At 72.6% G+C, this 26542-nt stretch carries 27 protein-coding genes; 14 read left to right on the forward strand and 13 right to left on the reverse strand.

Translation table 11 applies throughout. The annotated features are described in order from the left end of the window. Window positions 1-5 precede the first annotated feature (5 nt). Genes ASF78_RS23130 through ASF78_RS17460 form a run of 4 tightly spaced genes read right to left on the reverse strand, consistent with a single transcriptional unit; the run spans window position 6 to window position 3393 of the window. A complete protein-coding gene (locus ASF78_RS23130; RefSeq protein ID WP_235518690.1) occupies window positions 6-281 on the reverse strand; it encodes a hypothetical protein in 276 nt (91 codons plus the stop codon). Window positions 282-335: 54 nt separating this feature from the next. Next, on the reverse strand, window positions 336-1268 hold the full coding sequence (locus ASF78_RS17450) for a type II secretion system F family protein (protein WP_056592438.1): 933 nt from the start codon (window positions 1266-1268) through the stop codon (window positions 336-338). Further along, on the reverse strand, window positions 1265-2128 hold the full coding sequence (locus ASF78_RS17455) for a type II secretion system F family protein (protein ID WP_056592440.1): 864 nt from the start codon (window positions 2126-2128) through the stop codon (window positions 1265-1267). The genes ASF78_RS17450 and ASF78_RS17455 overlap by 4 nt, the downstream gene beginning before the upstream one ends. Continuing rightward, window positions 2128-3393, reverse strand: a complete 1266-nt coding sequence (locus ASF78_RS17460) for a CpaF family protein (RefSeq protein WP_235518667.1) — start codon at window positions 3391-3393, stop codon at window positions 2128-2130. Before ASF78_RS17460 ends, ASF78_RS17455 begins: the two co-directional genes overlap by 1 nt. A gap of 308 nt (window positions 3394-3701) precedes the next feature. Here ASF78_RS17460 and ASF78_RS17465 point away from each other — a divergent pair, with 308 nt between their 5' ends. After that, window positions 3702-3956, forward strand: coding sequence for a hypothetical protein (locus ASF78_RS17465; protein ID WP_156374217.1), 255 nt, complete (start codon window positions 3702-3704; stop codon window positions 3954-3956). Window positions 3957-4017: 61 nt separating this feature from the next. Then, on the forward strand, window positions 4018-4938 hold the full coding sequence (locus ASF78_RS17470; RefSeq protein ID WP_156374218.1) for an aldose 1-epimerase family protein: 921 nt from the start codon (window positions 4018-4020) through the stop codon (window positions 4936-4938). Between the two features lie 20 nt (window positions 4939-4958). Here ASF78_RS17470 and ASF78_RS22090 read toward each other — a convergent pair whose 3' ends face one another. The 3 genes from ASF78_RS22090 to ASF78_RS17485 all read right to left on the reverse strand — a co-directional run bounded on the left by ASF78_RS22090 (window position 4959) and on the right by ASF78_RS17485 (window position 8958). Beyond that, window positions 4959-6356: a M15 family metallopeptidase gene (locus ASF78_RS22090; protein ID WP_156374219.1), complete on the reverse strand. Its 1398-nt coding sequence runs from the start codon at window positions 6354-6356 to the stop codon at window positions 4959-4961. Between the two features lie 242 nt (window positions 6357-6598). Then, a complete protein-coding gene (locus ASF78_RS17480; protein ID WP_056592450.1) occupies window positions 6599-7642 on the reverse strand; it encodes a hemolysin family protein in 1044 nt (347 codons plus the stop codon). Next, window positions 7639-8958 (reverse strand): hemolysin family protein, encoded by a 1320-nt coding sequence (locus ASF78_RS17485; protein ID WP_056592452.1) that lies wholly within the window; start codon window positions 8956-8958, stop codon window positions 7639-7641. Before ASF78_RS17485 ends, ASF78_RS17480 begins: the two co-directional genes overlap by 4 nt. 246 nt (window positions 8959-9204) lie before the next feature. Here ASF78_RS17485 and ASF78_RS17490 point away from each other — a divergent pair, with 246 nt between their 5' ends. From ASF78_RS17490 to ASF78_RS17510, 5 genes are all read left to right on the forward strand, one after another. Next, the gene (locus ASF78_RS17490) at window positions 9205-9999 is read left to right on the forward strand and encodes a response regulator transcription factor (RefSeq protein ID WP_056592454.1); all 795 of its coding nucleotides are present in this window, start codon (window positions 9205-9207) and stop codon (window positions 9997-9999) included. Further along, window positions 9996-11072 carry a cell wall metabolism sensor histidine kinase WalK gene (locus ASF78_RS17495; RefSeq protein ID WP_056592457.1) on the forward strand — a complete coding sequence of 359 codons (1077 nt, stop codon included), beginning with the start codon at window positions 9996-9998 and terminating at the stop codon, window positions 11070-11072. The genes ASF78_RS17490 and ASF78_RS17495 overlap by 4 nt, the downstream gene beginning before the upstream one ends. Before the next feature lie 40 nt (window positions 11073-11112). Next, a complete protein-coding gene (locus ASF78_RS17500; RefSeq protein ID WP_056592460.1) occupies window positions 11113-12033 on the forward strand; it encodes an ABC transporter ATP-binding protein in 921 nt (306 codons plus the stop codon). After that, on the forward strand, window positions 12033-12854 hold the full coding sequence (locus ASF78_RS17505) for an ABC transporter permease (protein WP_056592463.1): 822 nt from the start codon (window positions 12033-12035) through the stop codon (window positions 12852-12854). The genes ASF78_RS17500 and ASF78_RS17505 overlap by 1 nt, the downstream gene beginning before the upstream one ends. Window positions 12855-13118: 264 nt before the next feature. Beyond that, complete coding sequence (locus tag ASF78_RS17510; protein WP_056592466.1) at window positions 13119-16892, forward strand: multifunctional oxoglutarate decarboxylase/oxoglutarate dehydrogenase thiamine pyrophosphate-binding subunit/dihydrolipoyllysine-residue succinyltransferase subunit; 3774 nt, start codon at window positions 13119-13121, stop codon at window positions 16890-16892. Window positions 16893-16942: 50 nt separating this feature from the next. Here ASF78_RS17510 and ASF78_RS17515 read toward each other — a convergent pair whose 3' ends face one another. Beyond that, window positions 16943-17902 (reverse strand): GlxA family transcriptional regulator, encoded by a 960-nt coding sequence (locus ASF78_RS17515; RefSeq protein ID WP_056592469.1) that lies wholly within the window; start codon window positions 17900-17902, stop codon window positions 16943-16945. A 94-nt stretch (window positions 17903-17996) separates the two neighbouring features. Between ASF78_RS17515 and ASF78_RS22470 the strand changes: the two genes are divergently transcribed. Continuing rightward, window positions 17997-18167 (forward strand): hypothetical protein, encoded by a 171-nt coding sequence (locus ASF78_RS22470; protein ID WP_156374220.1) that lies wholly within the window; start codon window positions 17997-17999, stop codon window positions 18165-18167. 139 nt (window positions 18168-18306) lie between these two features. After that, window positions 18307-18906: a GDSL-type esterase/lipase family protein gene (locus tag ASF78_RS17520; protein ID WP_056592472.1), complete on the forward strand. Its 600-nt coding sequence runs from the start codon at window positions 18307-18309 to the stop codon at window positions 18904-18906. 67 nt (window positions 18907-18973) lie between these two features. On the opposite strand, the gene ASF78_RS17525 is transcribed toward ASF78_RS17520, so the two are convergent. The 3 genes from ASF78_RS17525 to ASF78_RS17535 all read right to left on the reverse strand — a co-directional run bounded on the left by ASF78_RS17525 (window position 18974) and on the right by ASF78_RS17535 (window position 21638). Continuing rightward, entirely contained in the window at window positions 18974-19582 is a 609-nt protein-coding gene (locus ASF78_RS17525) for a PadR family transcriptional regulator (protein ID WP_056592818.1), read from the reverse strand. Window positions 19583-19584: 2 nt separating this feature from the next. Then, window positions 19585-20403: a DUF4097 family beta strand repeat-containing protein gene (locus ASF78_RS17530; RefSeq protein WP_056592475.1), complete on the reverse strand. Its 819-nt coding sequence runs from the start codon at window positions 20401-20403 to the stop codon at window positions 19585-19587. Window positions 20404-20549: 146 nt separating this feature from the next. Continuing rightward, window positions 20550-21638 carry a type IV pilus twitching motility protein PilT gene (locus ASF78_RS17535; RefSeq protein ID WP_056592478.1) on the reverse strand — a complete coding sequence of 363 codons (1089 nt, stop codon included), beginning with the start codon at window positions 21636-21638 and terminating at the stop codon, window positions 20550-20552. Between the two features lie 106 nt (window positions 21639-21744). Here ASF78_RS17535 and ASF78_RS23430 point away from each other — a divergent pair, with 106 nt between their 5' ends. Next, entirely contained in the window at window positions 21745-21819 is a 75-nt protein-coding gene (locus tag ASF78_RS23430; RefSeq protein ID WP_155859599.1) for a 50S ribosomal protein bL37, read from the forward strand. A gap of 70 nt (window positions 21820-21889) precedes the next feature. Here ASF78_RS23430 and rsrA read toward each other — a convergent pair whose 3' ends face one another. Together rsrA and ASF78_RS17545 are read right to left on the reverse strand one after the other, a co-directional pair. Then, window positions 21890-22162, reverse strand: coding sequence for a mycothiol system anti-sigma-R factor (gene rsrA, locus ASF78_RS17540; RefSeq protein ID WP_056592481.1), 273 nt, complete (start codon window positions 22160-22162; stop codon window positions 21890-21892). Continuing rightward, window positions 22159-22863: a sigma-70 family RNA polymerase sigma factor gene (locus ASF78_RS17545; protein ID WP_082495178.1), complete on the reverse strand. Its 705-nt coding sequence runs from the start codon at window positions 22861-22863 to the stop codon at window positions 22159-22161. Before ASF78_RS17545 ends, rsrA begins: the two co-directional genes overlap by 4 nt. 185 nt (window positions 22864-23048) lie before the next feature. Between ASF78_RS17545 and ASF78_RS17550 the strand changes: the two genes are divergently transcribed. Genes ASF78_RS17550 through rsgA form a run of 4 tightly spaced genes read left to right on the forward strand, consistent with a single transcriptional unit; the run spans window position 23049 to window position 26522 of the window. Then, complete coding sequence (locus ASF78_RS17550; protein WP_056592487.1) at window positions 23049-23594, forward strand: ferritin; 546 nt, start codon at window positions 23049-23051, stop codon at window positions 23592-23594. Between the two features lie 11 nt (window positions 23595-23605). Further along, a complete protein-coding gene (locus tag ASF78_RS17555) occupies window positions 23606-24118 on the forward strand; it encodes a hypothetical protein (protein ID WP_056592490.1) in 513 nt (170 codons plus the stop codon). A 44-nt stretch (window positions 24119-24162) separates the two neighbouring features. Then, entirely contained in the window at window positions 24163-25446 is a 1284-nt protein-coding gene (aroA, locus tag ASF78_RS17560) for a 3-phosphoshikimate 1-carboxyvinyltransferase (RefSeq protein WP_056592492.1), read from the forward strand. Then, window positions 25446-26522: a ribosome small subunit-dependent GTPase A gene (gene rsgA, locus ASF78_RS17565; protein ID WP_056592495.1), complete on the forward strand. Its 1077-nt coding sequence runs from the start codon at window positions 25446-25448 to the stop codon at window positions 26520-26522. The genes aroA and rsgA overlap by 1 nt, the downstream gene beginning before the upstream one ends. The last annotated feature ends 20 nt before the right edge of the window (window positions 26523-26542 follow it).

A 26542-nucleotide genomic window follows, 5' to 3' on the forward strand; every position in this document is an offset into this window, starting at 1 on the left:
CCCCGTCAGGGGCCGGTGACGCTGCTGATGGCTTCCTCGAACACCCTGCCGAGCGCGTCGCCGGCGATGACCCACAGTGCGGTCACCAGGCCTGCGGTCATCAGGGTCACCAGGACCCAGCCGGGCACGTCGCCACGGTCGCGCCCGTCGCGGGTGACACGTCGCCGCACACCGCTCCACGCCGCGCTCCCCCACACCAACGAGCCCCACAGCGCCGCACCGACGCGTGACGTCGGCCGGTCGTCCGTGCTCCCCGACTGACTCTCGGTCCCGCCCGTCATCCGTACTCCCTTCGTCGAGCGCCATCGCGGCGCCGTGCACGACTCCTGCCTCGGTCACAGACCGACCCGCAGGACCACCATCGAGGGGAAGACGGCGAAGACGACGGTCACCGGCAGGATCAGGAAGACCACCGGGACCATCATCAGCACCTCCTTGCGCCCACCGGTCTCCATGAGGGCGCGACGCCCCTCCTCACGCACGTCCTGCGCCTGGGCCCGCAGGACGTCGGCGAGCGGGGTGCCTCGTTCGACGGCCACGGCGACCCCCTCGGCGAACCGCGCGAGCGCGGGCAGCCCGGTCCGGTCGGCCAGGTTGTCCAGGGCCACCGTCAGCGGTGCACCGGCGCGCGCGTCCGCGAGGGTCCGGGCGAGCTCCGCGGAGAGCTCACCGTGGGTCGATCGCACGACGCGCTCCAGCGCGCCGACGGCCCCCTCTCCCGCCCCGACCGCGAGGGCGAGCAGCTCGGCGATCGTCGGGAGCTCGGTGAGCATCCGTGACTCGCGAGCACGCAGCTCCCGGGTCAGCGCCCAGTCGCGCGCGAGCACACCGGTCAGTCCACAGACGGCGACCAGCACGGCGAGCGGAAGGACGCCCCCGCCGCGTGTTGCCGCGAGCACGAGAGCGAGAGCGAGCCCTGCGGCCAGGCCGAGGACTCCCCAGACGACCTGCCCCGCGCGGAACTGCTCCACCGTCTCGGTGCGTCCCGCCCGGCTCAGCCTCCGCCGGAGCTCGGCGGTGGGTGAGCCGAGGCGTGCCACCAGCCGGACGGCGTCCGTCATCACCGGGGCGACCAGTCGCTCGACCGTCCCGAACGGGCCGCGCACGACGGGCGCGCGCAGGAGCCCGGACGCGGTGGCCTGCGGGCGCAGGTACGGGGCGAGCCGCTGGTCGAGGCTGATCCGACGGGACCTCAGCCGCAGCACGACGATCGTCAGCCCGAGCCCGCCGAGCAGGCCCACGAGCGCACCGACCAGCCCGGGGCTCACCGCAGCACCCGCGGGTCGTCCGGGAGCCGGGCGATGCGCAGCATCACGAGGTAGGCGACGACCGTGCATGCGCCGCCGACCACGAGGACCGCGAAACCGGCCGGGGTGTCGTACGCCGCCGCGGCCTCGGAGCGGGTCGCCAGGAGCGCCAGCACGATCCACGGCGCGGCGACCGCGAGCCGCGCGGCGTTCACCGTCCAGCTCTGCCGCGCCTCGAGCTCCCCGCGCGTGCGCACGTCCTCGCGCAGGAACGTCGACAGGGTCCGCAGCAGCCGGCCGAGGTCTGTGCCACCGACGTCGCGGGTCAGGCGCAGCGCCTCGACGATCCGGTCCGCCACCGGGTCCGCGAGCCGGGCCTTGAGGGCGTCGAGGCTCTCGCCGAAACGGCCGGTCGCCCGGTAGTCCTCGGCGAACGCCGTGAACGCCTCGCGCAGCTCGACCGGACCGCGCTCCCCGATCTGTGCGACGGCCTCCGGCAGCGCCAGCCCGGCGCGGATCCCCGATGCCAGGTGGTCGACGACCTCGGGCCACAGCTGCCGCAGCCGTGCTCGACGGCGCCGGGCACGTCCTCGTACGACCGCCCAGGGCGCCATCGCGGCGAACACCGCGAAGCACAGCGCGATCGACGGGATCCGCGTCAGCACCGTGCCCAGGAGCAGGGCGAACAGCCCGAGCGTCACGCTGGCCGTCACCAGCCCTCCGGGCGTCACCCCGGCGACGCCGGCCTGCACCAGCGCGTCCTGGGTCCGGGCGTGCCAGCCGGTCGGACGCCGCACGGCGGTCCCTGCGGGCTCGGCCCAGAACGACCACCAGATGCACGCGACCCCTGCCCCGAGCAGCAGTCCGACGACGACCCCCATCAGCCCCGCCCTCGCAGCAGTGCGGCCAGGTCGATCCCCGACCGGGCGAACCGCTCCGGGTGCGGCGGGTAGCCGTCGGCGCGGACCAGGTGGCCGTCGCGAGCGTGGAACACGTCGGCGGTCTCCACGATCCCCTGCTCGACGCGGCCGGGCACCGCCACGATCTCCCGCACCACGCGCCGTCCCCCCGCGTCCAGGTCGAGGTGCACGACGAGGTCGACGGCCGATGCCACCGTGGGGACGACGAACCGGTCCGAGACGTTCTCCCCGGCGAGCAGCGGGAGCGTGCAGAGCTTGGTCAGCGCCTCGCGGGCCGAGTTCGCGTGGATGGTGCACATCGCCGGCACGCCCGCGTTCAGCGCGATGAGCAGGTCGAGCGCCTCGGCCTCCCGCACCTCCCCGACCAGCAGCCGGTTCGGCCGCATGCGCAGCGCCTCCTTGACCAGCCTGCGCAACGGGATCTCCCCGGTGCCCTCCAGGCTCGGCTGGCGGCACTGCATCGCGACCCAGTCCCGCGCGACGAGCCGCAGCTCGAACACCTCCTCGCACGTGATGACCCGCTCGCGCGCCGGGATCGCACCGGCCAGCGCGTTCAGGAGCGTGGTCTTGCCCGCCTGCGTCCCGCCGGAGACGAGCACGTTGAGGCCGGCCCGCACGGCGGCCTGGAGGAAGGCGGCGCCGTGCGGCGTGAGGGTGCCGAGGCCGACGAGCTCGTCGAGCGTCGTCGCCCGCACCACGTACTTGCGGATGTTCACCGACCAGTGCCGCCGCGTGACGTCGGGGATCACCGCGTGCAGCCGTTCCCCACCGGGGAGGCTGGCATCCACGAACGGGCTGGACAGGTCGAGCCGGCGCCCGGACACCTTCAGCATCTTCTCGACGAGGTCGCGGACCTGACCGTCCGTGAGGATCGTGGTCGTCAGCTCTGCCTCACCGCGCCGCGCGACGAACACCTGCGTCGGCGAGTTGATCCAGATCTCCTCGACCTCCGGGTCGTCGAGGTACTTCTGCAGCGGACCGAGCCCAGCCACGGCGTCGACCACCGACTTGTGCGCGGCGACGGCGTCCACCAGCGGCGGGACCGCGCCGACGACCGAGCGCTCGTCGTAGTCGGCGATCGCGTCGGACACGAGCGCGACGACGCCGGGACGGTCGCGCACGGGATCGAGTCCGCGCCGTCGGATCAGCTCACGGACCTCGGCCTCGAGGATCGCCACACCGTCCACGGTGTCCTCCTCGGTCTGGGTCACAGGTGCCCGGTTCATCCGTCATGTCCGGGTTGCACGCTGGCGGGAACCCTAGGGGACATCGCGGGGGTGACACATCCCGCTGTCCACAGACAGGACGTCGCGCATCCGTCCGACATGTCGGGACCTTCGGCCCGAGCACCTGCGGCTCCTGTCGGGCGAGAATTGTCGGGACATCGAGCACGAGGCATCGGAGACGTCGCAACGGCGGCGAGTGTTCCGCAACGCCTCCGGATCGCGCTCCGTGACGGAGCCGAGAGTCTCACCCGTCAGCCTCCTGAGCGGCGACCCGAGGTCGTCCGCGCGCCCCACAAGGACACGCCCTCATGCACGCTCGAATGCTCGGTGCCGCCGCGCTCACGGCCGCACTCCTCCTTCTCCCGGTCGGCGCGCACGCCAGCGGTCCCGCGACGTCCGAGGGGCACGGTGCCAGCGTCACCGCCGCCGACCCGGGCACGAGCGGGCCGACGGGCGTCCCGACCGACTCGGTCGTCGTGCTCGGACTCGTCGCGCTGATCGGCGCGGCCCTGGTCGTCGCACTGACGGGCCGGCGCCCGGACGACGACGAGCCCACCGACTGAGGCGCGGCGGACACACGTCCCGATCCCCCGAGGGACGCGCCGCGCCCGCTAGCGTGTGAGCGTGTCCACGACTCTCACCGCCCCCCTGCCGACCGGTCGCCAGCACGTTCTCGAGCTGGGGGACCAGCGCGCGGTCGTGACGGCCGTCGGCGCGAGCCTGCGCGAGTACACGGCCGACGGTCGGGACGTCGTCCTGCCGTTCGACGAGGCACAGATCCCGCCGGCGTTCTCCGGCGCGGTGCTCGCCCCGTGGCCGAACAGGCTGCGCGACGGCGTGTACTCCTACGACGGGACGACGTTCGAGGTCCCGCTCACGGAGCACCTGCGGCACACCGCTCTGCACGGCCTGGTGGCGAGCACAGCCTTCGAGACGACCGACTCCAGCACGACGTCGGTGACGCTCGAGCACGTCGTCGTCCCGACCCACGGCTACCCGTGGCCGGTGCGCGTGCGGCTCACCTACACGCTGACGGACGCGGGCCTGCACGTGTCGGCGGAGGGCACGAACCTCGGCGCGACGACGGCGCCCTACGGCATCGGGTTCCACCCGTGGCTGTCGCCCGGCGACGGCCAGGTCGACGACTGCACGCTGCAGGTGGACGCCGCGGACCACGTGACCGTCGACGACCGTCTGCTCCCGACCGGGACGGAGCGTGCGTCCGGCGACACGGACCTGCGGACGCCGCGTCCGCTGCGTGGGCTCGACCTGGACGACGCGTGGGTCGCCGTCGTCCGTGACGCGGACGGGCTGTCCTGGATCCGGCTCGGCCGCCCGGACGGGCGCACGGTCGCGATGTGGGCGGACGGCGCGACGATGGCCTGGCAGGTCTGCACGGGCGACACGGTGGCGCAGATCGCGCGTCGCGGCGTCGCCGCGGAGCCGATGACGTGCGTCGCCGACGCGTTCCGGACGGGGATCGACCTGGTGCACCTGGCGCCGGGCGCCAGCCACACGATCACCTGGGGTCTCGCGCTCCTCTGAGCCGGACCCGGCCGCCGGGCTCAGCCGTCGTAGTACTCGCCGTCGGCCTGGACACCCTTCTTGTACTCCCAGTGCCAGCGCTCGTAGGGGCCGCTGCCACCGGGCTGCGCCCAGGCGGGGTTCTCCCAGCCGAAGGTCGGCGCGTTCTCGGTGATCCACCGCCACTTCGCACCGGACGTCTGGTCCTGGCAGAGGTCGACGGCCAGGCCCCAGCCGTGGTTGCTCTTGCCGGGGACGGCGGCGAGGCCGCCCTTCTGCGCCTTGACGGTCCGCTGCGCCGCCAGCGTGCGGTAGCCGCCGCTGATGCAGAGGTCTCCGCCGAACCGTGCGGCGAACGCCTGGTTGAACTCCGCGAGGGAGACGGCCGCGTCTGCGCGCAGCTGGGTGTGGTTGTCCCACAGGTTGCACAGGTCGGAGGTCTTCAGGAGCCCGTTCTGACCGGCGGGCCGCATCGAGCCGTCGCAGCCGGGCAGCGCGGACCGGTCCTCGGCCCGGCTCGCGGTGGCCAGTCCGCGGGCCTGGAGCGCGCCGTCGGTCGCCATCAAGGACGTCGGCGGCAGCGCGGAGAGCGGCGACCCGGCGAGCGCCGAGACGGTCGTGGGGAGGGTCGAGTCGGCCAGGGCGTCGGAGCCGAACGCCACCGAGCTGGGCACGAGCCCCTGGCTGACCGGGATGACGACGGTGATGCCGGCCAGGACGCCGAGCACGCTGAGCCGTGCGGCGGCGCGTGTGGGCTTGCGGGAGCGGCGCCCGACCGTCCCGTGAGCCGTCACCTCGAGCTCGGGCACGTTCTCGACCGCCGGGAAGGGCGCAGCGGGCTGCGGGGTGTCCAGGCGGATCGCCGTGGTGGCCAGCGCGCGGGGCGAGGGGGCAGGAGCTGCGGACCTCACGGACGTCGGGACCGTGGGAGCCGCGACCGGTCGCTGCACGGGGGCGGCGGGCCACTCGATGCGCGCGGGCAGGGTGGGGAGCGGCTCCGGGGTGCGCGAGGCGCTGAACGGTGCCGTGTCCGCGGACCGTCGCGGCGGAGCCGCGGCTGGCGCTGCGGACCGGACCGGCGGCGCGGCCGGAGCAGCCGAGCGGGTGGGCGGGGCGGACACGAGGGGCGCGGACCGGGCCTGCGGCGGGGTGTCCCGCGCGACCGCACGTGGCTGCGGTGGGGTGACCGGTGCCGCGGTGTGCGCCTGGGGTCCCGCGGACCACGCGGAGCGGGCCTGCTGCGGGGGCGTGGACCGTGCCAGCGCCTCAGTGACCGGCGTGGACCCGTGCGGTGCGGACGGCCCGTGGTGCGCCCAGGAGGGTACGTGGTGCGCGGCCGGGGAGTCGGGGTCCGGACGCGTCCCGGTGACGGGGGTCGACCCGGACTCGGAGCGGCGCTGGGCCTCACGAAGCTGGCGACGGGTGGGGGGTGCCGTCACGGGCTCCTCGCTGTGCGACCCCACGACACCTCCAGTCCGTTCACGCGTCTCTGGTCTGCCGCGACGTCATCGTCCGGTGCGCTGCGGGCGACCCGGCGACTTGCGGTCACGAAACCATAACGGCTCGTCGACGCCCGTCCAACCCTCTGGACGCCCGTCCAGTCCGGGAAGTGGACATTCCGGGCGACACGCGGAGCGACACGCCGACGGAGCACACGGGATCCCTACATCCGGACCAACGATCAGGACAGCTGGTCCCGCTGCATCGCGTCCCGCACCTCGCCCACCAGCTCCTCGAGGATGTCCTCGAGGAACACGACGCCGACGGTCCGACCGTCCTCGTCGACCCGTGCCAGGTGGGCACCGGAGCGCTGCATGGCGGCGAGCGCGTCCTCGACCTCGTCCTCCGGCCCGACGACCGCGAGCGCCCGCACGCGCCACGGCGGCACCGGCAGGCTGCGCGCGGCCTCGTCGGCGTACAGGACGTCCTTCAGGTGCAGGTACCCCGTCGGCACCCCGGCGCCGTCGACGACCGGGAACCGGCTGAACCCGGTCCGGGCGACCAGCCGCTCGACGTCCTCGGGCGTGCTGCCGTCGCCGACGGTCACCAACGCGCCGGTCCGGATCATGGTGTCGCGCGCGGTCTTGTCCGAGAACTCCAGGGCACCGGCCAGCAGTCCCTGCTCGTCGTCGAGAAGACCCTCCGCCTGGGAGCGCTCGACGATCGACTGCACCTCCTGCGCGGTGAACGCGGAGGCCACCTCGTCCTTGGGCTCGACGCCGAAGAGCCGCAGCGCGTGGTTGGCGATCCAGTTCAGCGCGGCGATGAGCGGTCGGACGGCGCGGGCGACCCAGACCAGCGGGGGGCCGAACAGCAGCACCGCGCGGTCGGGTCCGGCGACGGCGAGGTTCTTGGGCACCATCTCGCCGAGCACGACGTGCAGGTAGACCACGATCGCGAGCGCGACGACGAACGAGATCGGGTGCGTGAGGCTCTCGCTGACGCCGAGCGCGTGCAGCGGGCCCTCGATGAGGTGGGCGATCGCGGGCTCGGCGACGACACCGAGACTCGTCGAGCACACCGTGATGCCCAGCTGGGCGCACGCGAGCATGAGCGAGACGTTCTCCATCGCCCACAGGACGGTCTTCGCCCGCCTGTCACCGTCGCGCGCGAGCGGCTCGATGGCGCTGCGTCGGGCGGAGATGATGGCGAACTCGGCGCCGACGAAGAACGCGTTCGCGGCGAGCAGGAGGGCGCCGAGGACGAGCGCCAGGGTGGAGCTCATGACTCGTCCTCGTCGTCGGTCTCGACCGCGCGCACGCGCACCCGCTCGACACGGCGGCCCGCCATGGCGTCGACCTGCAGGAGGACCCGCTCGACGACGATCTCGTCGCCGACGCTCGGGATCCGCCCGAGCTCGGACATGAGCAGCCCGCCGAGGGTCTCGTAGGGACCGTCCGCGGGGACGTGCAGCCCGGTGACCTCCGCGAGCTCGTCCGGGCGCAGCACCCCGGGCAGCAGCCACGAGCCGTCGGCCACGCGGGTGGTGGAGGCGCGTCGACGGTCGTGCTCGTCGGCGACGTCGCCGACGAGCTCCTCGACGACGTCCTCGAGCGTGACCACGCCCGACGTGCCGCCGTACTCGTCGACGACGACGGCCATCTGCAGGCCCAGCTCGCGCAGGTCGACGAGGAGGGGTCCCAGGTGCACGGTCTCGGGCACGCGCGGCGCCTCGACCATGAGGGCGGCCGCCGGCACGTCTGTCCTGCGCTCGTAGGGGACGCCGATCGCGCGCCGCAGGTGCACGAGGCCGACGATGTCGTCGCTCGAGTCACCGATGACCGGGAACCGGGAGTGCCCGGTGCGTCGGGCCAGGTCGACGACGTCGGCCGCCGACTCCTCCCGGCGCACGACGACGAGCCGCAGCCGGTCCGTCATCACGTCGACGGCCGTGAGCTCGGTGAACTCGATGGAGTTGGTGAGCAGGGTCGCGGTGGACTCGTCGAGCGTGCCGACCTCGGCCGACCGCCGGACGAGCGCGGCGAGCTCCTGCGGCGAGCGGCCGCCGGACAGCTCTTCGCGCGGCTCGACCCCGAAGCTGCGCAGGAGCTTGTTGGCGCTCTCGTTGAACGCGACGATCAGAGGACGCAGGGCGATCGTGAACCCACGCTGCAGCGGCGCGACCATCCGGGCCGTGGGCAGCGGACGGCTGATCGCGAGGTTCTTGGGGATGAGCTCGCCGACGACCATCGAGAAGCCGTTGACCAGGATGATCGCCAGGACGCCGGCGACGATGCCGCCGACCACCTGACCGAGGACGGAGTCCTCCAGCGGGATCTGCAGCAGCCGCACGACTGCGGGCTGGGTGGTGTACCCGAGCAGGACCGTGGTCAGCGTGATGCCGAGCTGCGCGCCGGAGAGCTCGGTCGACAGGCGGCGCAGGGCCTTGAGGACCGACTGGCTGCGACGGTCGTCGGGGGACGTCTGGCTCGCGACGAGGCCCGGGTCGAGCGTCACGAGCGAGAACTCGCTGGCGACGAACACCGCCGTGCCGAGCGTGAGCAGGACGCCCAGCCCGACCAGGAGCCACTCGATCAGCACGCGGCACCGCTGGTGGCACGACGAACGCCGACCCGGAGGTCGGCGCTGGTGAGGGCAGAAGAGAAGAGGAAGAGGTGGCCGGCATGGTCTCCCCCGGGCGCATCGGCCCGGGCGGGACGCCGGCAGCGACTTGAGCTGCTCATGGTGGGGTCGATCATACGGGCGTCCGGGCGTCTTCACAGGGTCCGCCCACACACGCGAGCGTCAGCAGGGGTTATCCGTGCATCGCTGTGCCACCCTGGCGACATGGCGAACGTGAGCGGTGGGCCGACGACGGCGCCCGGCGGGGCAGCCGGCACCACGGTCCTGGTGGTGGAGGACGAACCGGCGATCGCGCAGGCGATCGTCCACCGGCTCTCGGCGGAGGGCTGGACGGTCGAGGCGGTCGGCGACGGGCTGGCAGGCGTCAGCGCGGCGTCGCGGCTGCGACCGGACGTCGTCGTGCTCGACGTGATGCTCCCCGGCATCGACGGGCTCGAGGTGTGCCGGCGGATCCAGGCCGAGCGGCCGGTCCCGGTGCTGATGCTCACCGCGCGGGACGACGAGACGGACATGCTGATCGGTCTCGGTGTCGGCGCCGACGACTACATGACGAAGCCGTTCTCGATGCGTGAGCTGGTCGCGCGCACCAAGGCGCTGCTCCGTCGCACGGAGCGGGCCACGCGGGCCGCCGAGATGGCGTCCGCCGAGCAGCCCGATCCCCCGCTCGTCCTGGGCGACGTCACCGTCGACAGGGCGCAGCGGCGCGTGCTGCGCGGGGCCACCGAGGTGCACCTGACCCCGACGGAGTTCGACCTCCTGCTCGCGCTGGCGGCGACGCCCCGGACGGTGCTGACCCGGGAGCGCCTGCTCGCGGAGGTGTGGGACTGGGTGGACGCGAGCGGCACCCGCACGGTCGACTCCCACATCAAGGCGCTGCGCCGCAAGCTCGGCCCCGACCTGATCCGCACGGTCCACGGTGTCGGGTACGCGTTCGAGCCGAGCGACGGCACCACGGGTGCCGACGGGCCCAGCGGGGCGAGCGTCCCCGAAGGCGCGTGAACGCACCTCGGCACGTCCGCGGCGAGTTCGCCCGCTCGCGGCTCCCCGACGTCCGGCCCCTCGACCGGCTGAGCTCGATCAAGATCAAGCTCGGCGTCCTCGTCGCGGCCACGGTCACCGCGGCCGCGTTCATCACGTGGCTGGGTCTGTACAACCACCTGGGGCCGTCGCGGACGCTACCGATCGCGATCGCCGGCTCCCTCATCGTCACCCAGCTGCTGGCCAGGGGCATGACGTCACCGCTGCGGGAGATGACGTACGCGGCACGGCGGATGGCTGCGGGCGACTACAGCCGTCGGGTGCGGGCGACGAGCCTCGACGAGGTCGGCCAGCTGGCCGACGCCTTCAACAGGATGGCCGACGACCTCGAGCAGGCGGACGTGTTCCGGCGCGAGCTCATCGCGAACGTGTCCCACGAGCTGCGGACCCCGGTCACCGCGCTCCAGGCCCAGCTCGAGAACATCGTCGATGGTGTCACGGAGGCGGACCCGGCGACCATGCAGGCCGCGCTCGCTCAGACCGAGCGGCTCGGCCGGCTGGTGACCTACCTGCTGGACCTGTCACGGCTGGAGGCCGGTGACGTCCCGCTCGAGATCGCCGACGTCCACCTGCAGGAGTTCCTGGAGGAGGCCGCCGAGGGCGCGATGCTCGTCGGTGCGGCGAAGCGGCTGACGTTCCCCGTGGTCGTCGAGCCGGCGGACCTCGCCGTGCCGGCCGACCCGGACCGTCTGCACCAGGTCGTCGCCAACCTCCTGCACAACGCGGTGCGGCACTCCCCCGCGGACGACGAGGTGCGGCTCGAGGCGCGGCTGGTGGGCACCGAGGTGCGCATCGACGTCGTCGACCACGGCCCGGGGATCTCGCGCGAGCAGCGACCGCACGTGTTCGAGCGGTTCGTCCGTGGCAACAACCCGGCGGTCACCGGTCAGGTCTCGACGGGTGGGACCGGTCTGGGGCTGGCGATCGTCCGCTGGGCCGTCGAGCTGCACGGCGGGCACATCGAGGTCGCGGACACCGAGGTCGGCTGCACGATGCGGGTGACGCTGCCGGCGGTCAGCCCGGCGGTGGCCTGACGGTTGTTCTACTCACGCTAGAACACTAGGCTCTCCCGGCATGACGACCGACGGAACGATCCGCGTCGAGCACCTCTCCAAGTCCTTCGGCCCGGTCCGCGCGGTGGACGACCTCTCCTTCCAGGTCGCTCCCGGCCGCGTCACCGGCTTCCTCGGACCCAACGGGGCCGGCAAGACCACCACCCTGCGGATGCTGCTCGGGCTCGTGCGCCCGACGTCGGGCACCGCGACGATCGGCGGGCTGACGTACGGCCAGATCCGCCGCCCGCTGCGCACCGTCGGTGCCGCGCTCGAGGCGGCGAGCTTCCACCCCGGCCGCACGGCCCTCGACCACCTGCGGCTCTTCACCCCGCAGGTCGGCGTACCCGACGCACGCGCCGGCGAGGTGCTCGAGCTCGTGGGGCTGTCCGCGGCGGCCGGCCGACGGGTCGGCGGCTTCTCGCTCGGCATGCGTCAGCGCCTCGCCCTCGCCACGACCCTGCTGGGCGACCCCCGGGTCCTCCTGCTCGACGAGCCCGCCAACGGCCTCGACCCCGAGGGCATCCGCTGGCTGCGCGGCTTCCTGCGCATGCTCGCCGCCGAGGGGCGCACCGTCCTGGTGTCGAGCCACGTGCTCTCGGAGGTCGAGCAGACCGTCGACGACGTCGTCATCATCGCCCGCGGCCGGCTCGCGCACGCCTCGTCGCTGCCCGAGCTCGCCCGCATGGCCCGTGTCCGGGTCCGGGCGGTCTCACCCGACGCCGCCGCACTCGCCACGCTCGTCGAGCGCGCGGCCTGGACCCGCACCGACGCGGGTGACCCCCGGGTGGCCGAGCTCTGGGACGTCGACGCCGCGACGGTCGGCGCCGCAGCGTTCGCCGCCGGCGTCGAGCTGCACGAGTTGACGAGCAGGGACGTCGGGCTCGAAGGGCTCTTCCTCCAGCTCGTCGGAGCGGTCGAGACGGCGGGGGTGGCTGCCTGATGCGCGCCGCCCTGGTCACCGAGTACCGCAAGCTGGTCACCACCCGGCTGTGGTGGATCCTCCTGCTCTGCATGGCCGTCTACATGGCGTTCCTGTCCGCCGTCCTCGGCTGGGGCATCACGCAGGGCGGCGGGATGAGCAGCACCGGCGCCGGAGCCGGCGGCGAGGACGACCTCGTCCTGGCCCCCGACGCCGTGGTGCGGGCGGTCTACACGATCGCCGTGACGTTCGGCTACGTGTTCCCGCTGCTGGTCGGCGCGCTGGCCGTCGCCTCCGAGTTCCGGCACCAGACGATCACCCCGACGCTGCTCGCCGAGCCGCGCCGGACGCTGCTCGTGTCCGCCAAGCTCGTCTCCGCCGGCGTCCTGGGCCTCGTGTACGGCATCGTCGGCACGCTCGCCGCGGTCGGTGCGGGCGCCGCCGTCCTCACCCTGCTGGACCAGCCGACGTTCCTGGACCAGGCCTCGACCTGGCGGACGATCGCCCTGTCCGTGCTCGCCCTCGCCCTGTGGGCGGTCGTCGGCGTCGGGTTCGGCTCGGTGCTCACCAACCAGGTCGCGGTCATCGTCGTGGTGCTCGCGTTCACCCAGTTCGTCGAGCCGGTCCTGCGGTTCGTCCTGGCGCTGACCAGCTGGGGCGCCGACGTCGCGGCGTACCTGCCGGGCGCGGCCGGGGAGGCCGTCTCCGGTGGCAGCTTCTACTCCGAGACCGGTCTCGGGTCCCTGCTGGAGTGGTGGCAGGGCGCCCTGGTGCTGCTGGCGTACGGGGTCGGCCTGGCGGCGATCGGGCGCGTCACGACCTTCCGACGGGACATCACGTGAGACCGCGGGACGCGCAGCACAACCATGACCTCACAGGGGTGCCGACAACCTCGCCTTGAGGGCGCGCGAACGGGCACGTTGCCCCCCGTTGACCCGCGTGTGCTGACCAGGTGAAGACGGCTGTGGATCCGTCCCGAACAGCCGTCCTGAGGCCGGTCCGAGCGCGCGGAGGCCGTAGTGTTGTCATCAACAGAAGTAGCAGTCGGACTAGCAGAGGCGCGGTCACGAACCGCAGCGGAAGTGGGCGATCCCAGCGTGACCCAGATGGCGGATCCTGACTCGACGCGTGCCGTTTTCGGCGCAAACGAGTGGCTCGTGGACGAGCTGTTCGAGCAGTACCAGAAGGACAAGAACTCGGTCGACCCGGCCTGGTGGGACTTCTTCGAGGGCTACAAGCCCGAGGAGGCCTCCACGAACGGCTCGAGCTCGGCGCAGGCACCTGCGAACGGCAGCCCGCAGCCGGTCGCACCGCCCCGCGGCGCGCACGCGGCTCCGGCGGCACCGCCTGCCGCGCCCGTCGCTGCGGCTCCCGTCGCTCCCGCGCCCGCCCCGGCCGCGCCCTTCGTGGAGCCACCCGCGGTGACGTCGCCCATCGCGACCGCCCAGCCGGCCACCGCCCCGTACGCGCAGGTCGCCCAGCGGGCCTCCACGGCCGACGAGGCCGAGTCCACGGACGACGTGCAGAAGCTGCGCGGGCCGGCGGCGCGCGTCGTGACGAACATGGAGTCCTCCCTCGAGGTCCCGACGGCCACCTCGGTGCGCGCCATCGCGGCCAAGCTGATGGTCGACAACCGCATCGTCATCAACAACCACCTCGCTCGTGGCCGCGGCGGGAAGATCTCGTTCACGCACCTCATCGGCTTCGCGATGGTCGAGGCGCTGGCGGAGATGCCGGCGATGAACACCTCCTACACGCTGGCGGACGACAAGCCGAGCGTCCTGACGCCGGCGCACGTCAACGTCGGTATCGCGATCGACCTCGCCAAGCCGGACGGCACCCGCCAGCTGCTGGTCCCGTCGATCAAGAAGTGCGAGACGCTCGACTTCGCCGGCTTCTGGTCCGCCTACGAGGACGTCGTGCGGCGCGCCCGCGGCAACAAGCTGACGGTCGACGACTTCGCGGGGACGACGATCTCGCTGACCAACCCGGGCACCATCGGGACGGTCCACTCGGTGCCCCGTCTGATGCAGGGTCAGGGCACGATCATCGGTGTCGGCGCCATGGACTACCCGGCGGAGTTCGCGGGGACGTCCGAGGACGCGCTGAACAAGATGGGCGTCTCGAAGGTGCTGACGCTCACCTCGACGTACGACCACCGGATCATCCAGGGCGCGCAGTCCGGGGACTTCCTGCGGATCATCGGCCGCAAGCTGCTGGGCGAGGACGGCTTCTACGACCGCGTCTTCGCGTCGTTGCGTGTCCCGTACGAGCCGGTCCGGTGGGTGCGCGAGACCGCCGACCCCGACGCCGACGCCATCAAGCCGGCGCGCATCGCGGAGCTCATCCACTCCTACCGCTCGCGCGGCCACCTCATGGCCGACACGGACCCGCTGGCCTACCGCCAGCGCAAGCACCCCGACCTGGACGTGCAGACGCACGGCCTGACGCTGTGGGACCTCGACCGGGTGTTCCCCACGGGCGGCTTCGGCGGAAAGCCCCGCGCCAAGCTCCGTGAGGTGCTCGGCCTGCTGCGCGACTCGTACTGCCGCACCGTCGGCAGCGAGTACATGCACCTGCAGGACCCGCGCCAGCGCAAGTGGCTCCAGGAGCGGCTCGAGTCGGGCTACGCCCGCACGCCGCGCGAGGACCAGCTGCGCATCCTGCGCCGGCTCAACGCGGCGGAGGCCTTCGAGACCTTCCTGCAGACCAAGTACGTCGGCCAGAAGCGCTTCTCGCTCGAGGGCGGCGAGTCGGTCATCGCCCTGCTCGACGCGATCCTCTCCAAGGCCGCGAACAGCGGGCTCGACGAGGTCGGCATCGGCATGGCCCACCGTGGCCGGCTGAACATCCTGGCCAACATCGCCGGCAAGTCCTACGCGCAGATCTTCAGCGAGTTCGAGGGCAACCAGGACCCGAAGTCGGTCCAGGGCTCGGGCGACGTGAAGTACCACCTGGGCACCGAGGGCACGTTCACCGCGGAGTCCGGCGCGACGACCGCGGTGTACCTGGCCGCCAACCCGTCGCACCTCGAGGCGGTCGACCCGGTGCTCGAGGGCATCGTGCGTGCCAAGCAGGACCGCATCGACCTCGGTGGCGACGGGTTCTCCGTCCTGCCGATCCTCATCCACGGTGACGCGGCCTTCGCCGGCCAGGGTGTCGTGTTCGAGACGCTCAACCTGGCCCAGCTGCGCGGGTACCGCACGGGCGGCACCATCCACGTCATCATCAACAACCAGGTCGGCTTCACCACGGGCCCGTCCTCGTCGCGCTCGTCGCAGTACGCGACCGACGTGGCCAAGGGCCTCCAGGTGCCGATCTTCCACGTCAACGGGGACGACCCCGAGGCGTGCGTGCGGGTGGCGGAGCTGGCGTTCGAGTACCGCGAGCAGTTCGACCGAGACGTCATCATCGACATGGTCTGCTACCGCCGCCGAGGTCACAACGAGGGCGACGACCCGTCGATGACGCAGCCGCTCATGTACAACCTCATCGAGGCGAAGCGCTCGGTGCGCAAGCTCTACACCGAGACCCTGGTGGCGCGCGGTGACCTGACGATCTCCGACGCCGAGCAGGCGCTGCAGGACTACCAGCAGCAGCTCGAGCGGGTGTTCACGGAGACACGTGAGGACGGCTACCAGGCGGCGCCGCCGGAGGCCGAGGCCGTCAAGGGCCTGGAGCGCCCGGAGTCGCAGCTCGAGGACGCGGGCGTCATGGTCGGCTGGAAGACAGCCGTCGACGCCGGAACCCTGCAGCGCATCGGGCGCGCGCACGTGCGTCCGCCGGAGGGCTTCACGGTCCACCCGAAGCTCGCGCAGCTGTTGGCCAAGCGCGAGGCGATGTCCCGCGAGGGCGGCATCGACTGGGGCTACGGCGAGCTCCTGGCGTTCGGCTCCCTCCTCATCGAGGGCACGCCGGTCCGGCTCGCCGGGCAGGACTCGCGACGCGGCACCTTCGTGCAGCGGCACGCGGTCATGCACGACCGGGACACGGGTGCCGAGTGGACTCCCCTGCTGTACCTGTCGGCCGACCAGGCGAAGTTCTGGGTCTACGACTCGTCGCTGTCGGAGTACGCCGCGCTCGGGTTCGAGTACGGCTACTCGGTCGAGCGCCCGGACGCGCTGGTGCTCTGGGAGGCGCAGTTCGGCGACTTCGTCAACGGCGCCCAGACGATCATCGACGAGTTCATCTCGTCGGCCGAGCAGAAGTGGGCGCAGCGCTCGTCGGTCGTCCTCCTGCTCCCCCACGGGTACGAGGGTCAGGGTCCGGACCACTCGTCGGCACGCATCGAGCGGTTCCTGCAGCTCGCCGCCGAGGACAACATGACGATCGCGCAGCCGTCGACGCCCGCGTCGCACTTCCACCTGCTGCGTCGCCAGGCCTACGACCGTCCGCGTCGCCCGCTGGTGGTGTTCACGCCGAAGTCGATGCTGCGCCTCAAGTCGGCGTCGTCCGACGTGGCGGAGTTCACGTCGGGCACGTTCCGCACGGTCATCGGCGACGACCTCGCCGCGGCCAAGGCCGGTCAGGTCACCCGCGTCCTGCTCTGCTCGGGCAAGGTCTACTGGGACCTGCTCGCGCACCGCGTGAAGACGGGCGACGAGCAGACGGCGATCGTCCGCCTGGAGCAGCTCTACCCGCTCGACACCGAGGCGGCCCGTGCCGCGGTCGCGCCGTTCGACGGTGCCGAGCTCGTGTGGGTGCAGGACGAGCCGCGCAACCAGGGTCCGTGGACGTTCCTGTCCATGCACCTGCCGCAGCTGCTGAACCGCACGCTCCGGGTGGTCTCCCGCAAGGAGTCGGCGTCGCCGGCCGCGGGGTCCGCCAAGAAGCACCAGGCCCAGCAGGCGAACCTCGTCGAGACCGCGTTCGCGCGCTGACGACCAGCTGACCGAGAGCCGCATCCGTGACGGGTGCGGCTCTCGGCATGTCAGGAGACGGGTGCGGGCGCGAACGTCCGTCGGTAGGCCTGCGGGCTGGTGCCGAGCGTCCGCGCGAAGTGGTGGCGCAGGACCGCGGCCGTGCCGAAGCCGCACAGCCGCGCGATCTCCTCGATGCTCGCGTCGGACCGTTCGAGCATCTCCTGCGCGCGCACGACGCGCTGGCGGGTGACCCACGCCGCCGGGGTGGTCCCGGTCTCGGCGCGGAACCGGCGGGCGAACGTCCGCTCCGACACGAACGCGCGGGCGGCGAGGTCGGGCACGCTCAGCTCCTCCTCGAGGTTCTCGACCATCCACGCGAGCAGAGGGGCGAGCGTGTCCGCGTCGCACGGCAGCGGCGTGTCGACGTACTGGGCCTGGCCGCCGTCGCGGTGCGGTGGCACGACCATCCGCCGGGCGATCGCCGACGCGGCGCTCGCGCCGAGCTCCCGGCGCACGAGGTGCAGGCACGCGTCGATCCCCGCCGCGGTGCCCGCGCTGGTGATCACCCGGTCGTCGTCGACGTAGAGGACCGCAGGGTTCACGCGGGCCTGCGGGAAGGTCTGGCCCAGCTCGGCGGTGTACATCCAGTGCGTGGTGCACTGCCGGCCGTCGAGCAGCCCGGCCTGACCGAGCGCGAACGAGCCGCTGCAGATGCTCAGGACCCACGCCCCGCGCGCGTGCGCGTCGCGCAGGGCGTCGAGGACGACCTCGGGCACGGGGCCGGAGCTGCCGTAGGCGGGCACGACGACCAGGTCGACGTCGCGCGTCGCCTCCAGTCCGTGCTCGACGACGATCGAGAAGTGTCCGGCGTCCTTGGTCCTGACGATCCCGGGCTCGACGCCGCAGATGGTGAAGTCGAACGCAGGTCCGCCCGTGTCGCGGCGGTCGATGCCGAAGACCTCGCAGGCGACCCCCAGCTCGAACGGCGCGACGTTCGGCAGGACGATGACGGCGACGGATCGGAGCATGGTGCCAGCATCCGACGTCGCCTGGCGGAATGTCAACGGTCATCGTCAGTTCTGCCACTCGTGGCGCGTTCTCGTCGAGCGCAGACTTTCTGCCATGACCACCTTCTGGATCGTCCTCGCACTCGTCGCAGCGACCTGGCTGGTCGCCCGCCTCGTCGTCACGCTGCGGCACGACGGACTGGGCAGCGCACAGCCGCCCGCGTCCCACTCCGACTGGTCGGACGCCGTCTCCGACCTGCCCAGCCACCCTTATCGCAGCGCCTGACCTGCCCGCAACGCTTCACACGTTCCACCCACGACAGGCCCGTCGATGAACCCGCGGCTGTCGTCGCACCCTGAGACACTGTGCGACGACGGCCGTCACCCGACGGCGTGTCGGGGTCGGACGGCGAGAGGTGACGCGCGTGGGAGAGCTGCCGCTGCGACTGGCGGTGGTCGGTGACGAGCTCGTCGCCGGGGCAGGCGACCCCAAGGGGCTGGGCTGGGTCGGTCGCGTGACCGCCAGGACGCCGACGCCGGACCCGCTCACCGTCCTGACGCTCGCAGTACCGGGCGAGACCACGACGGCGCTCGGCGCGCGGTGGGACGACGAGACGTCGCGCCGCTGGTCGCCCGACACCGACAACCGTCTGGTCATCGCCCTCGGTCGCGCCGACGTCGCCGCCGGCCTCTCGCTGGCCCGCAGCCGGCTCAACCTCGCCAACATCCTCGACGTCGCCGACCAGCGACGGATCCCCGCGTTCGTCGTCGGCCCGCCGCCGGGCGCCACGGCCGAGAGCGAGAAGCTCGCCGACCTGTCCGCCGCGTTCGCGGACGTCGCAGCCCGACGGCGCGTGCCGTACGTGGACACCTACACACCGCTCGCCGCGCACGACCAGTGGCTCGGCGACCTGGCGGCCGGCGACGGCGTGCTGCCCGGTCAGGCCGGGTACGGCCTGATGGCCTGGCTGGTGCTGCACACCGGCTGGCACGCCTGGCTCGGCCTGCCGGACGACGCCGCCTGACGACGCCGCCTGACGACGACGCCGTCGGGCGACCCGTCCCGACGACGCCGGCCGACGGCGTCCAGCGTCAGCGCAGGGTGCCGCGCACGGCGGTCAGCGCCGAGTCCAGGACGGTGCGCAGCGTGTCGACGGTGAGCTGCTCGACCCGCCCGCCGGCATCGGCACGCCTCAGGTCGGCCCGGAGCTCGTCGCGGAAACGGTGGATCATCGCCTCGGCGTCCTGGTACCGCACGTGCGACGCGAGCCGCGGGTCGTCCGGTGCCCCCGCGGCGTGCGGGACCGCCGACGCCCGGGCCTGCTGGGCGGCCGCGGCGAGGTCCGCGCGCAGCCCGCGCATGGACCCGCGGACGTCCTCGCGCACCTGGGCGGCGCGTTCCCGGACGGACTCCGCGATGCCCTCCTCGAGGTGGCCGAGCTCGGCCCGGCGCGCGTCGAGCTCGGCGTAGCCGGCCTCCGTGAGCGCGTACGTGCTCTTGCGCTCCTCGTCGACCCGTTGCACCAGGCCCTCCTCCTCAAGACGGGCCAGCCGCGGGTAGACGGTGCCCGGGCTGGGGCGGTAGGTACCCCCGAACCGGTCCGAGAGCGCCGTGATGAGCTCGTAGCCGTGCTTGGGGCCGCTCTCCAGCAGCGACAGCAGGTAGAGGCGCAGCTGTCCGTGCGCGAAGACGGGCGCCATCATCACGCGACCCCGGTCCCGGCGCCGCGCAGCACCGTCAGGTGCCCGGAGACCGTGCTGGACGACACGAAGCACGCCCCGTCACCGGTGCGCAGGTCGACCTTGCGGTGCCCCGGCGTCGTGCCCTTGTACTCCTCGCCGTCCACGACGAGGCGCCCGGACACCGACTGCCCCTTGACCTGCACGCCCTTGCCCTCGGGAAGGCGGACGGTGACGTCTCCGGAGACCGTCGTCGCGGTCACGCTCGACGTCCCGGACGTCACGTCGAAGGTCAGCGAGCCCGAGACCGAGTTGGCCTGCACGAGGCTCAGCTCCCCCGACGCGGCGAGCTCGCCGGAGACGGTGTTGAGCTTGAGGTCGCCGCGGTGGTCGCGGACCACGATCTCGCCGGAGACCGTGTTGGCGCTGAGCCGGCCGCGGGTGCCGTCGGTGATGAGCGTGCCGGACACCGTGGACACCGACGCGTCCTGCTCGATCCCGGCGAGCAGGCCGTCGGCGGAGACGGTGCCCACCTTCGCGTGCACCTCGCGCGGGACGGCGAGGTGCACGTCGGCCTTGTCCTTGCCGCTGAAGTTCCGGAACTTCTCCAGGAACCCGTCCCAGCCGCCCAGCGTGAACTGGTAGCCCACCCGGAGCTCCCCGTCACCGGAGAGGCTGACCTCCAGGGGCCGGCCGTCGACCGCGTGCACCTCGATCCGGGCACCGGGTCCGTCGTGCGCGACGACGTCGACGCGACCACCCGCGAGCTGCACGCGCAGGCTGGTGATCGCCTCGATCTCGATGATCTGCGGGCCGGCGACGACCCAGGACTCGCTTGCCATGATGCTCTCCCATTCGCGATATATCTCGTTCCTTCAAACACGTTATATCGCGTTCGGCCGGGACGCAAGATCTCGCGTCATATCGCGTCTGCACGAACGAGAAGAGCCCGCGACCGGGTGGTCGCGGGCTCTTCTCGTGGAGGGTCTCAGGACACGAGGCCGGCCTGCCGCAGCTCGACCGTGAGGTCGTGCGGGCTGGTCGAGGCGGAGAGCGCCTCGTCGTAGGTGATGATGTCGTCCCGGACCAGCTGGAACAGGTGCTGGTCGAACGTCTGCATCTTGTAGAAGTCGCCCTCCTTGATCAGGTCGATCAGCGGCGGGGCGTCCTCGGGGTCCAGGATCGCGTCGCGGGTGCGGCCCGTGTTGATCATGACCTCGATCGCCGGCCGGCGGCCCGTGCCGTCGGCGAGCCGGACCAGGCGCTGGGACACGATGCCGCGCAGGGCCTGGGCCAGCGCGATGCGGACCTGCTTCTGCTCGTGCGGCGGGAAGAAGTCGATGATGCGGTTGATCGTCTCGGCCGCGTCGATCGTGTGCAGCGTCGACAGGACGAGGTGGCCGGTCTCGGCGGCGGACAGGGCCGCGCGCACGGTCTCGACGTCCCGCATCTCGCCGACGAGGATCACGTCCGGGTCCTGGCGCATCGCGGCGCGGAGCGCGACCGTGAAGTCGGCGGTGTCCTGCCGGACCTCGCGCTGGGACACGATCGACTTCTTGTCCTGGTGCAGGATCTCGATCGGGTCCTCGATGGTGACGATGTTGACCTCACGCAGCGTGTTGATGAGGTCGACCATCGACGCCAGCGTCGTCGTCTTGCCCGACCCGGTGGGTCCGGTCACGAGGACCAGCCCACGAGGCTCCAGCGCGAGCTCCCCGATGACCTCGGGCAGCGCCAGCTCGGCCAGCGCCTGGGCACCCACGGCGACCCGGCGGAAGACCATGCCGTACGTGCCGCGCGCCTGGTAGGCGTTCACGCGGAACCGGCCGACGCCGGAGACCGAGTAGGCGAAGTCCGCCTCGTGGTTCTCGCGGAACTGGTCGACCAGGTCGTCGGGCAGGACCTCCTCGAGCATCCGCTCGGTGTCCGCGGGCTTGAGGTCGGGCACCTGCAGCTTGCGCAGCCGCCCGTCGACACGCACGCGCGGGGCTGACCCCACCTTGCAGTGCAGGTCGGAGCCGCCCGTGCTCGCGAGGGCGTGCAGGAACGGGATCACGGACTGTGTCGGCTGACTCACGCTCTGGATATCGGACGCCGGGGCCCCGCACTTGAGGCCGCACGATATGTGGGACGATGGAGCGAGTCCGGCGCGCAGCACGGGCGCCTGAACCCGAGGAGATCCGATGAGCAAGCGAGGCCGCAAGCGCCGTTCCCGCAAGGGCAGCGCAGCGAACCACGGCAACCGTCCCAACGCCTGAGCGTTCGGCGACTGGTAGTCAGAAGGCCCGGAACAGCATCTGCTGCGCCGGGCCTTCCGTCGTCGGTCGATCAGTCCTGCGTGACCCGCATGACCGTCAGCTGCTCGTGGATGCGCAGACGCAGGCTGTCCGGCGCCGCCTCCTGGCACCCGCGACGCACGATCGTCTTGACGACGACGTCGACGTCGTACTCCTCGAGGCAGCCCTCGCACTCGGCGAGGTGAGCGCGGACCGTCTCGGCGTCGGGCGCGCCGAGCTCGGCGTCCAGGTACTCCCACAGGCGGTCGAGCGCGTCGGCGCAGTTGTTGCCGCAGTTGCCCGCCGACAGGTCACTCTCGTTCATCGTTCGCCCTCCGGCGCGGTGGGGGCCACCCCGACCAGACCACGCCCCCGCGCGTAGTCCGACAGCAGCTCGCGCAGCTGGGCGCGGCCGCGGTGCAGACGGGACATCACCGTCCCGATCGGCGTCCCCATGATCTCGGCGATCTCCTTGTACGCGAAGCCCTCGACGTCGGCGAGGTACACCGCGATCCGGAACTCCTCCGGGAGACGCTGCAGCGCGTCCTTGATGTCGGAGTCCGGGAGGTGGTCGAGCGCCTCGGCCTCGGCAGACCGGAGACCTCTCGACGTGTGCGACTCGGCGCGGGCCAGCTGCCAGTCCTCGATCTCCTCGGACCGGGACTGCTGGGGCTCGCGCTGCTTCTTGCGGTACGAGTTGATGTACGTGTTGGTCAGGATGCGGTACAGCCAGGCCTTGAGGTTGGTGCCCGGACGGTACTGGTGGAACGCGGCGAACGCCTTCGCGAACGTCTCCTGCACCAGGTCCTCGGCGTCCGCCGGGTTGCGCGTCATCCGCAGGGCAGCGCCGTACAGCTGGTCCAGGTAGACCAGCGCCTCCGCCTCGAACCTCTCGGTCCGTGCCGCGTCGCCCTCGGCCTCAGGCGCGCGGTTCGTGTCCTCGCTCATCGCGGTCGAGCCTAGCCCCGCAGGCGCGGGACCACCGACCGGCGTGGGGTACACCACATTCACCCCGGACGGCTGCATCTGCGCGGGCCACTGGACCGGAAGGGTGTCCACGGGGATACCGATCACCCACCCCGTCACGGGGGGCAGCGCGGGGCGCGTCTCGGTAGCGAAGCTCATGGTGGCCACAACGGCACGGCGGCGTGTCCCATTCCCAGCTCTGCTCATGCGTCGCCAGGGCTGCGCCTCCGCACTAGGTTGGCGGCATGACGAGCACCACCGACGAGTCCACCTTCCTGCGCCTGCTCCGCGAGCAGATCGGCCACGAGTTCGACGCCCACCAGCAGTACGTGGCGATCGCCGTGTGGTTCGACGGGCAGGACCTCCCCCAGCTGGCGCGGCACTACTACCGGCAGGCCATCGAGGAGCGCAACCACGCGCTGATGATCGTGCAGTACCTCCTCGACCGGGACCTGCCCGTCGCCATCCCCGGGGGGAGCTCGGTGCGCAACGACTTCACCCAGGTCACCGAGCCGATCGGCCTCGCCCTGCAGCAGGAGAAGCAGGTCACCGCGCAGATCGAGGCGATCTTCGCGGCGGCCCGGTCCGAGGGTGACGCCCTGGGCGAGCAGTTCCTGCTGTGGTTCCTCAAGGAGCAGGTCGAGGAGGTCGCGTCGGCGACCACCCTGCTCACCGTCGCCACGCGTGCCGGCGACAACCTGTTCGACCTCGAGAACTACGTCGCCCGCGAGCAGATCGGTGACGGCGGCGAGTCCGCCGACGCACCGTCGGCCGCCGGCGGCGCCCTGTAGGAGGAGCTGCCGTGCTGCTGCGTCGTCTTGCGCGTCCCCTGTTCGCCTCGTGGTTCGTGACCGAGGGTCTCGACGTCGTCCGGCACCCCGCCGCGCACGCCGCCGACGCCCGCGGTGCGCTGACGACGCTGCGCGCCCGCCTGCCCGAGCCCGTCCGCGACGGGCCGGCCGGTGAGGCGCTGGGCTACGAGCTCAGCGACCGCCAGCTGACCTCGATCGTCCAGGCGCACGGTGTCGCCCTGGCGGGTGCGGGGGTGCTGCTCGCCGTCGGCAAGGCGCCCCGCACGGCCGCGCTCGCGCTGGCGGTCCTCACCGCGCCGCTGATCGTGCTGAACCTGCCCTTCAAGCGCGTCAAGGGCGAGGACCCTGCGCTCCGCCGGGCGCGTCGCGACCGGTTCGTACGCGCGCTCGCGTTCACCGGCGGTGCCCTGATCGCCGGAGTCGACCTGGAGGGGCGTCCCGGGATCAGCTGGCGTGTGCAGAAGGCGCGTTCGGACCACGCCGCGGCGAAGGCCTCGGACTGAGACGTCTACCGGGCTCGACGGGCACCCCCACTAGCCTGGGTGTCATGGATCTCTGGACCGCACCGCTCGCCACCGGCCCGCTCGACGCGCTCGTGGACGTGCCTGGCTCGAAGTCCCTCACCAACCGGTACCTCGTCCTCGCCGCGCTCGCCGACGCCCCCGGTCGCCTGCGGGGCGCCCTGCGCTCCCGCGACACCCTGCTGATGCGGGACGCGCTGAGCGGCCTCGGCGCGCGCATCGACGAGGACGGTGCCGACTGGGTGGTCACCCCGGGTGCGGTGCGGGGCGCGGTGACGGTCCAGTGCGGCCTCGCGGGGACCGTCATGCGCTTCCTGCCGGCCGTCGCCGCGCTCGCCGACGGACCGGTCCGGTTCGACGGGGACGACTCCGCCCTGGCCCGGCCGATGGGTCCCGTGCTCACCGCGCTGCGCACGCTGGGCGTCCGGGTCGAGGAGCACGGGGAGCCCGGCCACCTCCCGTTCACCGTGCACGGTCGCGGTTCCGTGCGGGGCGGCCAGGTCGACGTGGACGCATCGGCGTCGAGCCAGTTCGTCTCGGGGCTGCTGCTCGCTGCCGCCCGGTTCGAGCGCGGTCTGACCCTGCGCCACACGGGGCGGACGCTGCCGAGCCTGCCCCACATCGAGATGACGGTCGCGCTGCTGCGGGAGGCCGGCGTCGAGGTCGACGACTCCCGCCCCGCGATCTGGCAGGTCGCGCCCGGTCCGATCGCCGGCCGGGACGTCCGGGTCGAGCCGGACCTGTCCAACGCGGCCCCGTTCCTGTGCGCGGCCCTCGTCGCCGGGGGCACGGTCCGTGTGCCGGGCTGGCCGACGAGCACCACGCAGCCCGGCGGGCTCCTGCCCGGCATCCTCGAGCGCCTGGGCGCCACGACGCGCCTCGACGGCGACGTGCTGACCGTGACGGGGACCGGCACGATCCACGGGCTCGACCTCGACCTGCACGCCGCCGGGGAGATCGCGCCGACGATCGCCGCGCTGGCCGTGCTGGCCGACTCCCCCACCCGGCTCCGCGGCATCGCCCACCTGCGCGGCCACGAGACCGACCGGCTCGCCGCGCTGGCCGCCGAGATCACGCGGCTCGGCGGGCAGGCGGAGCAGACGTCGGACGGCCTCGTCATCACGCCGCGACCGCTGACCGGCGGCACCTGGCACACGTACGAGGACCACAGGATGGCCACAGCGGGCGCGCTCGTCGGCCTCCGGGTGCCGGACGTCGAGGTGGAGGACGTCGCGACGACCGCCAAGACGCTCCCGGACTTCGTGGGTCTCTGGGGTGGCATGCTCGCCGGATCGGCCGTGCTGGCCTGATGGGGACGCGGCGCTACGACGAGCGGGACGTCCGTATCCGTCCTGGTCGTGGTTCGCGCCCCCGGACCAAGCAGCGCCCCGAGCACGCCGACGCCGAGAGCGCCCTGGTCACGGCCGTGGACCGCGGCCGCTACGCCATCCTCGTGGACCCCGACGGTCCCGACGAGCGGGTCGCGATCGCGATGAAGGCCCGTGAGCTGGGCCGTGACCGCGTGGTCCCGGGCGACCGCGTGGACATCGTCGGCGACACGTCGGGCGACGACGGCTCGCTCTCCCGGATCGTCCGGATCACCGAGCGGCGGACCGTGCTGCGGCGGACGGCCGACGACACCGACCCGGTCGAGCGGATCATCGTCGCGAACGCCGACCAGCTGGTGATCGTCACCGCTCTCGCGGACCCCGAGCCGCGCACCCGCATGATCGACCGGTGCGTCGCCGCCGCCTACGACGCCCGCATGGACGCGCTGCTGGCACTCACCAAGGCCGACCTGGCGGATCCTGCCGAGCTGGTCGGGATGTACGCGCCGATCGGCGTCGAGGTCGTCGTCACCAGTGCGGAGAAGTCGGTGGGCGGCCGGATCATCCGCGGGCTGGACGACGTGCGGGCGGCGCTGGAGGGCAAGACGTCGGTGCTCGTCGGGCACTCGGGCGTCGGCAAGTCGACGTTGGTGAACGCCCTCGTGCCCGGCACGTACCGCGCGGTGGGCATCGTCAACGACGTGACCGGCCGCGGGCGGCACACGTCGAGCTCCGCGGTGGCACTGCGCGTGCCGGGCACCACGAAGCCCACCTGGGTGATCGACACCCCCGGCGTGCGGTCGTTCGGGCTCGCGCACGTCGACCCGCAGCACCTGCTGGGCGCCTTCGCCGACCTCGCCGCGGTCGCCGAGGAGTGCCCGCGCGGCTGTACGCACGCCGACGACGCCCCGGACTGTGCGCTCGACGAGTGGGTGGAGGCGTCCGCCGACGACGTGACCCGGGCAGCCCGCGCGGCGCGCATCGAGTCCTTCCGCCGTTTGCTGGCCAGCCGGCTCGGCAGCGGCGAACCGGACAGCCGGGAGCCCGCACGTCCCTGACGTGCGAACTCGACCCACTA

This window comes from Cellulomonas sp. Leaf334 (assembly GCF_001424195.1).
Taxonomy (GTDB): Bacteria; Actinomycetota; Actinomycetes; order Actinomycetales; family Cellulomonadaceae; genus Cellulomonas.

Excerpts from the sequence above, each read along its gene's own strand:
- ASF78_RS23130 (WP_235518690.1), bottom strand. The coding sequence starts at position 281 with ATGACGGGCGGGACCGAGAGTCAGTCGGGGAGCACGGACGACCGGCCG.
- ASF78_RS17455 (WP_056592440.1), bottom strand. The coding sequence starts at position 2,128 with ATGGGGGTCGTCGTCGGACTGCTGCTCGGGGCAGGGGTCGCGTGCATC.
- ASF78_RS17460 (WP_235518667.1), bottom strand. The coding sequence starts at position 3,393 with ATGAACCGGGCACCTGTGACCCAGACCGAGGAGGACACCGTGGACGGT.
- ASF78_RS17465 (WP_156374217.1), top strand. The coding sequence starts at position 3,702 with ATGCACGCTCGAATGCTCGGTGCCGCCGCGCTCACGGCCGCACTCCTC.
- ASF78_RS17480 (WP_056592450.1), bottom strand. The coding sequence starts at position 7,642 with ATGAGCTCCACCCTGGCGCTCGTCCTCGGCGCCCTCCTGCTCGCCGCG.
- ASF78_RS17490 (WP_056592454.1), top strand. The coding sequence starts at position 9,205 with ATGGCGAACGTGAGCGGTGGGCCGACGACGGCGCCCGGCGGGGCAGCC.
- ASF78_RS17500 (WP_056592460.1), top strand. The coding sequence starts at position 11,113 with ATGACGACCGACGGAACGATCCGCGTCGAGCACCTCTCCAAGTCCTTC.
- ASF78_RS17505 (WP_056592463.1), top strand. The coding sequence starts at position 12,033 with ATGCGCGCCGCCCTGGTCACCGAGTACCGCAAGCTGGTCACCACCCGG.
- ASF78_RS17510 (WP_056592466.1), top strand. The coding sequence starts at position 13,119 with ATGGCGGATCCTGACTCGACGCGTGCCGTTTTCGGCGCAAACGAGTGG.
- ASF78_RS17515 (WP_056592469.1), bottom strand. The coding sequence starts at position 17,902 with ATGCTCCGATCCGTCGCCGTCATCGTCCTGCCGAACGTCGCGCCGTTC.
- ASF78_RS22470 (WP_156374220.1), top strand. The coding sequence starts at position 17,997 with ATGACCACCTTCTGGATCGTCCTCGCACTCGTCGCAGCGACCTGGCTG.
- ASF78_RS17525 (WP_056592818.1), bottom strand. The coding sequence starts at position 19,582 with ATGGCGCCCGTCTTCGCGCACGGACAGCTGCGCCTCTACCTGCTGTCG.
- ASF78_RS17530 (WP_056592475.1), bottom strand. The coding sequence starts at position 20,403 with ATGGCAAGCGAGTCCTGGGTCGTCGCCGGCCCGCAGATCATCGAGATC.
- rsrA (WP_056592481.1), bottom strand. The coding sequence starts at position 22,162 with ATGAACGAGAGTGACCTGTCGGCGGGCAACTGCGGCAACAACTGCGCC.
- ASF78_RS17545 (WP_082495178.1), bottom strand. The coding sequence starts at position 22,863 with ATGCAGCCGTCCGGGGTGAATGTGGTGTACCCCACGCCGGTCGGTGGT.
- ASF78_RS17550 (WP_056592487.1), top strand. The coding sequence starts at position 23,049 with ATGACGAGCACCACCGACGAGTCCACCTTCCTGCGCCTGCTCCGCGAG.
- aroA (WP_056592492.1), top strand. The coding sequence starts at position 24,163 with ATGGATCTCTGGACCGCACCGCTCGCCACCGGCCCGCTCGACGCGCTC.
- rsgA (WP_056592495.1), top strand. The coding sequence starts at position 25,446 with ATGGGGACGCGGCGCTACGACGAGCGGGACGTCCGTATCCGTCCTGGT.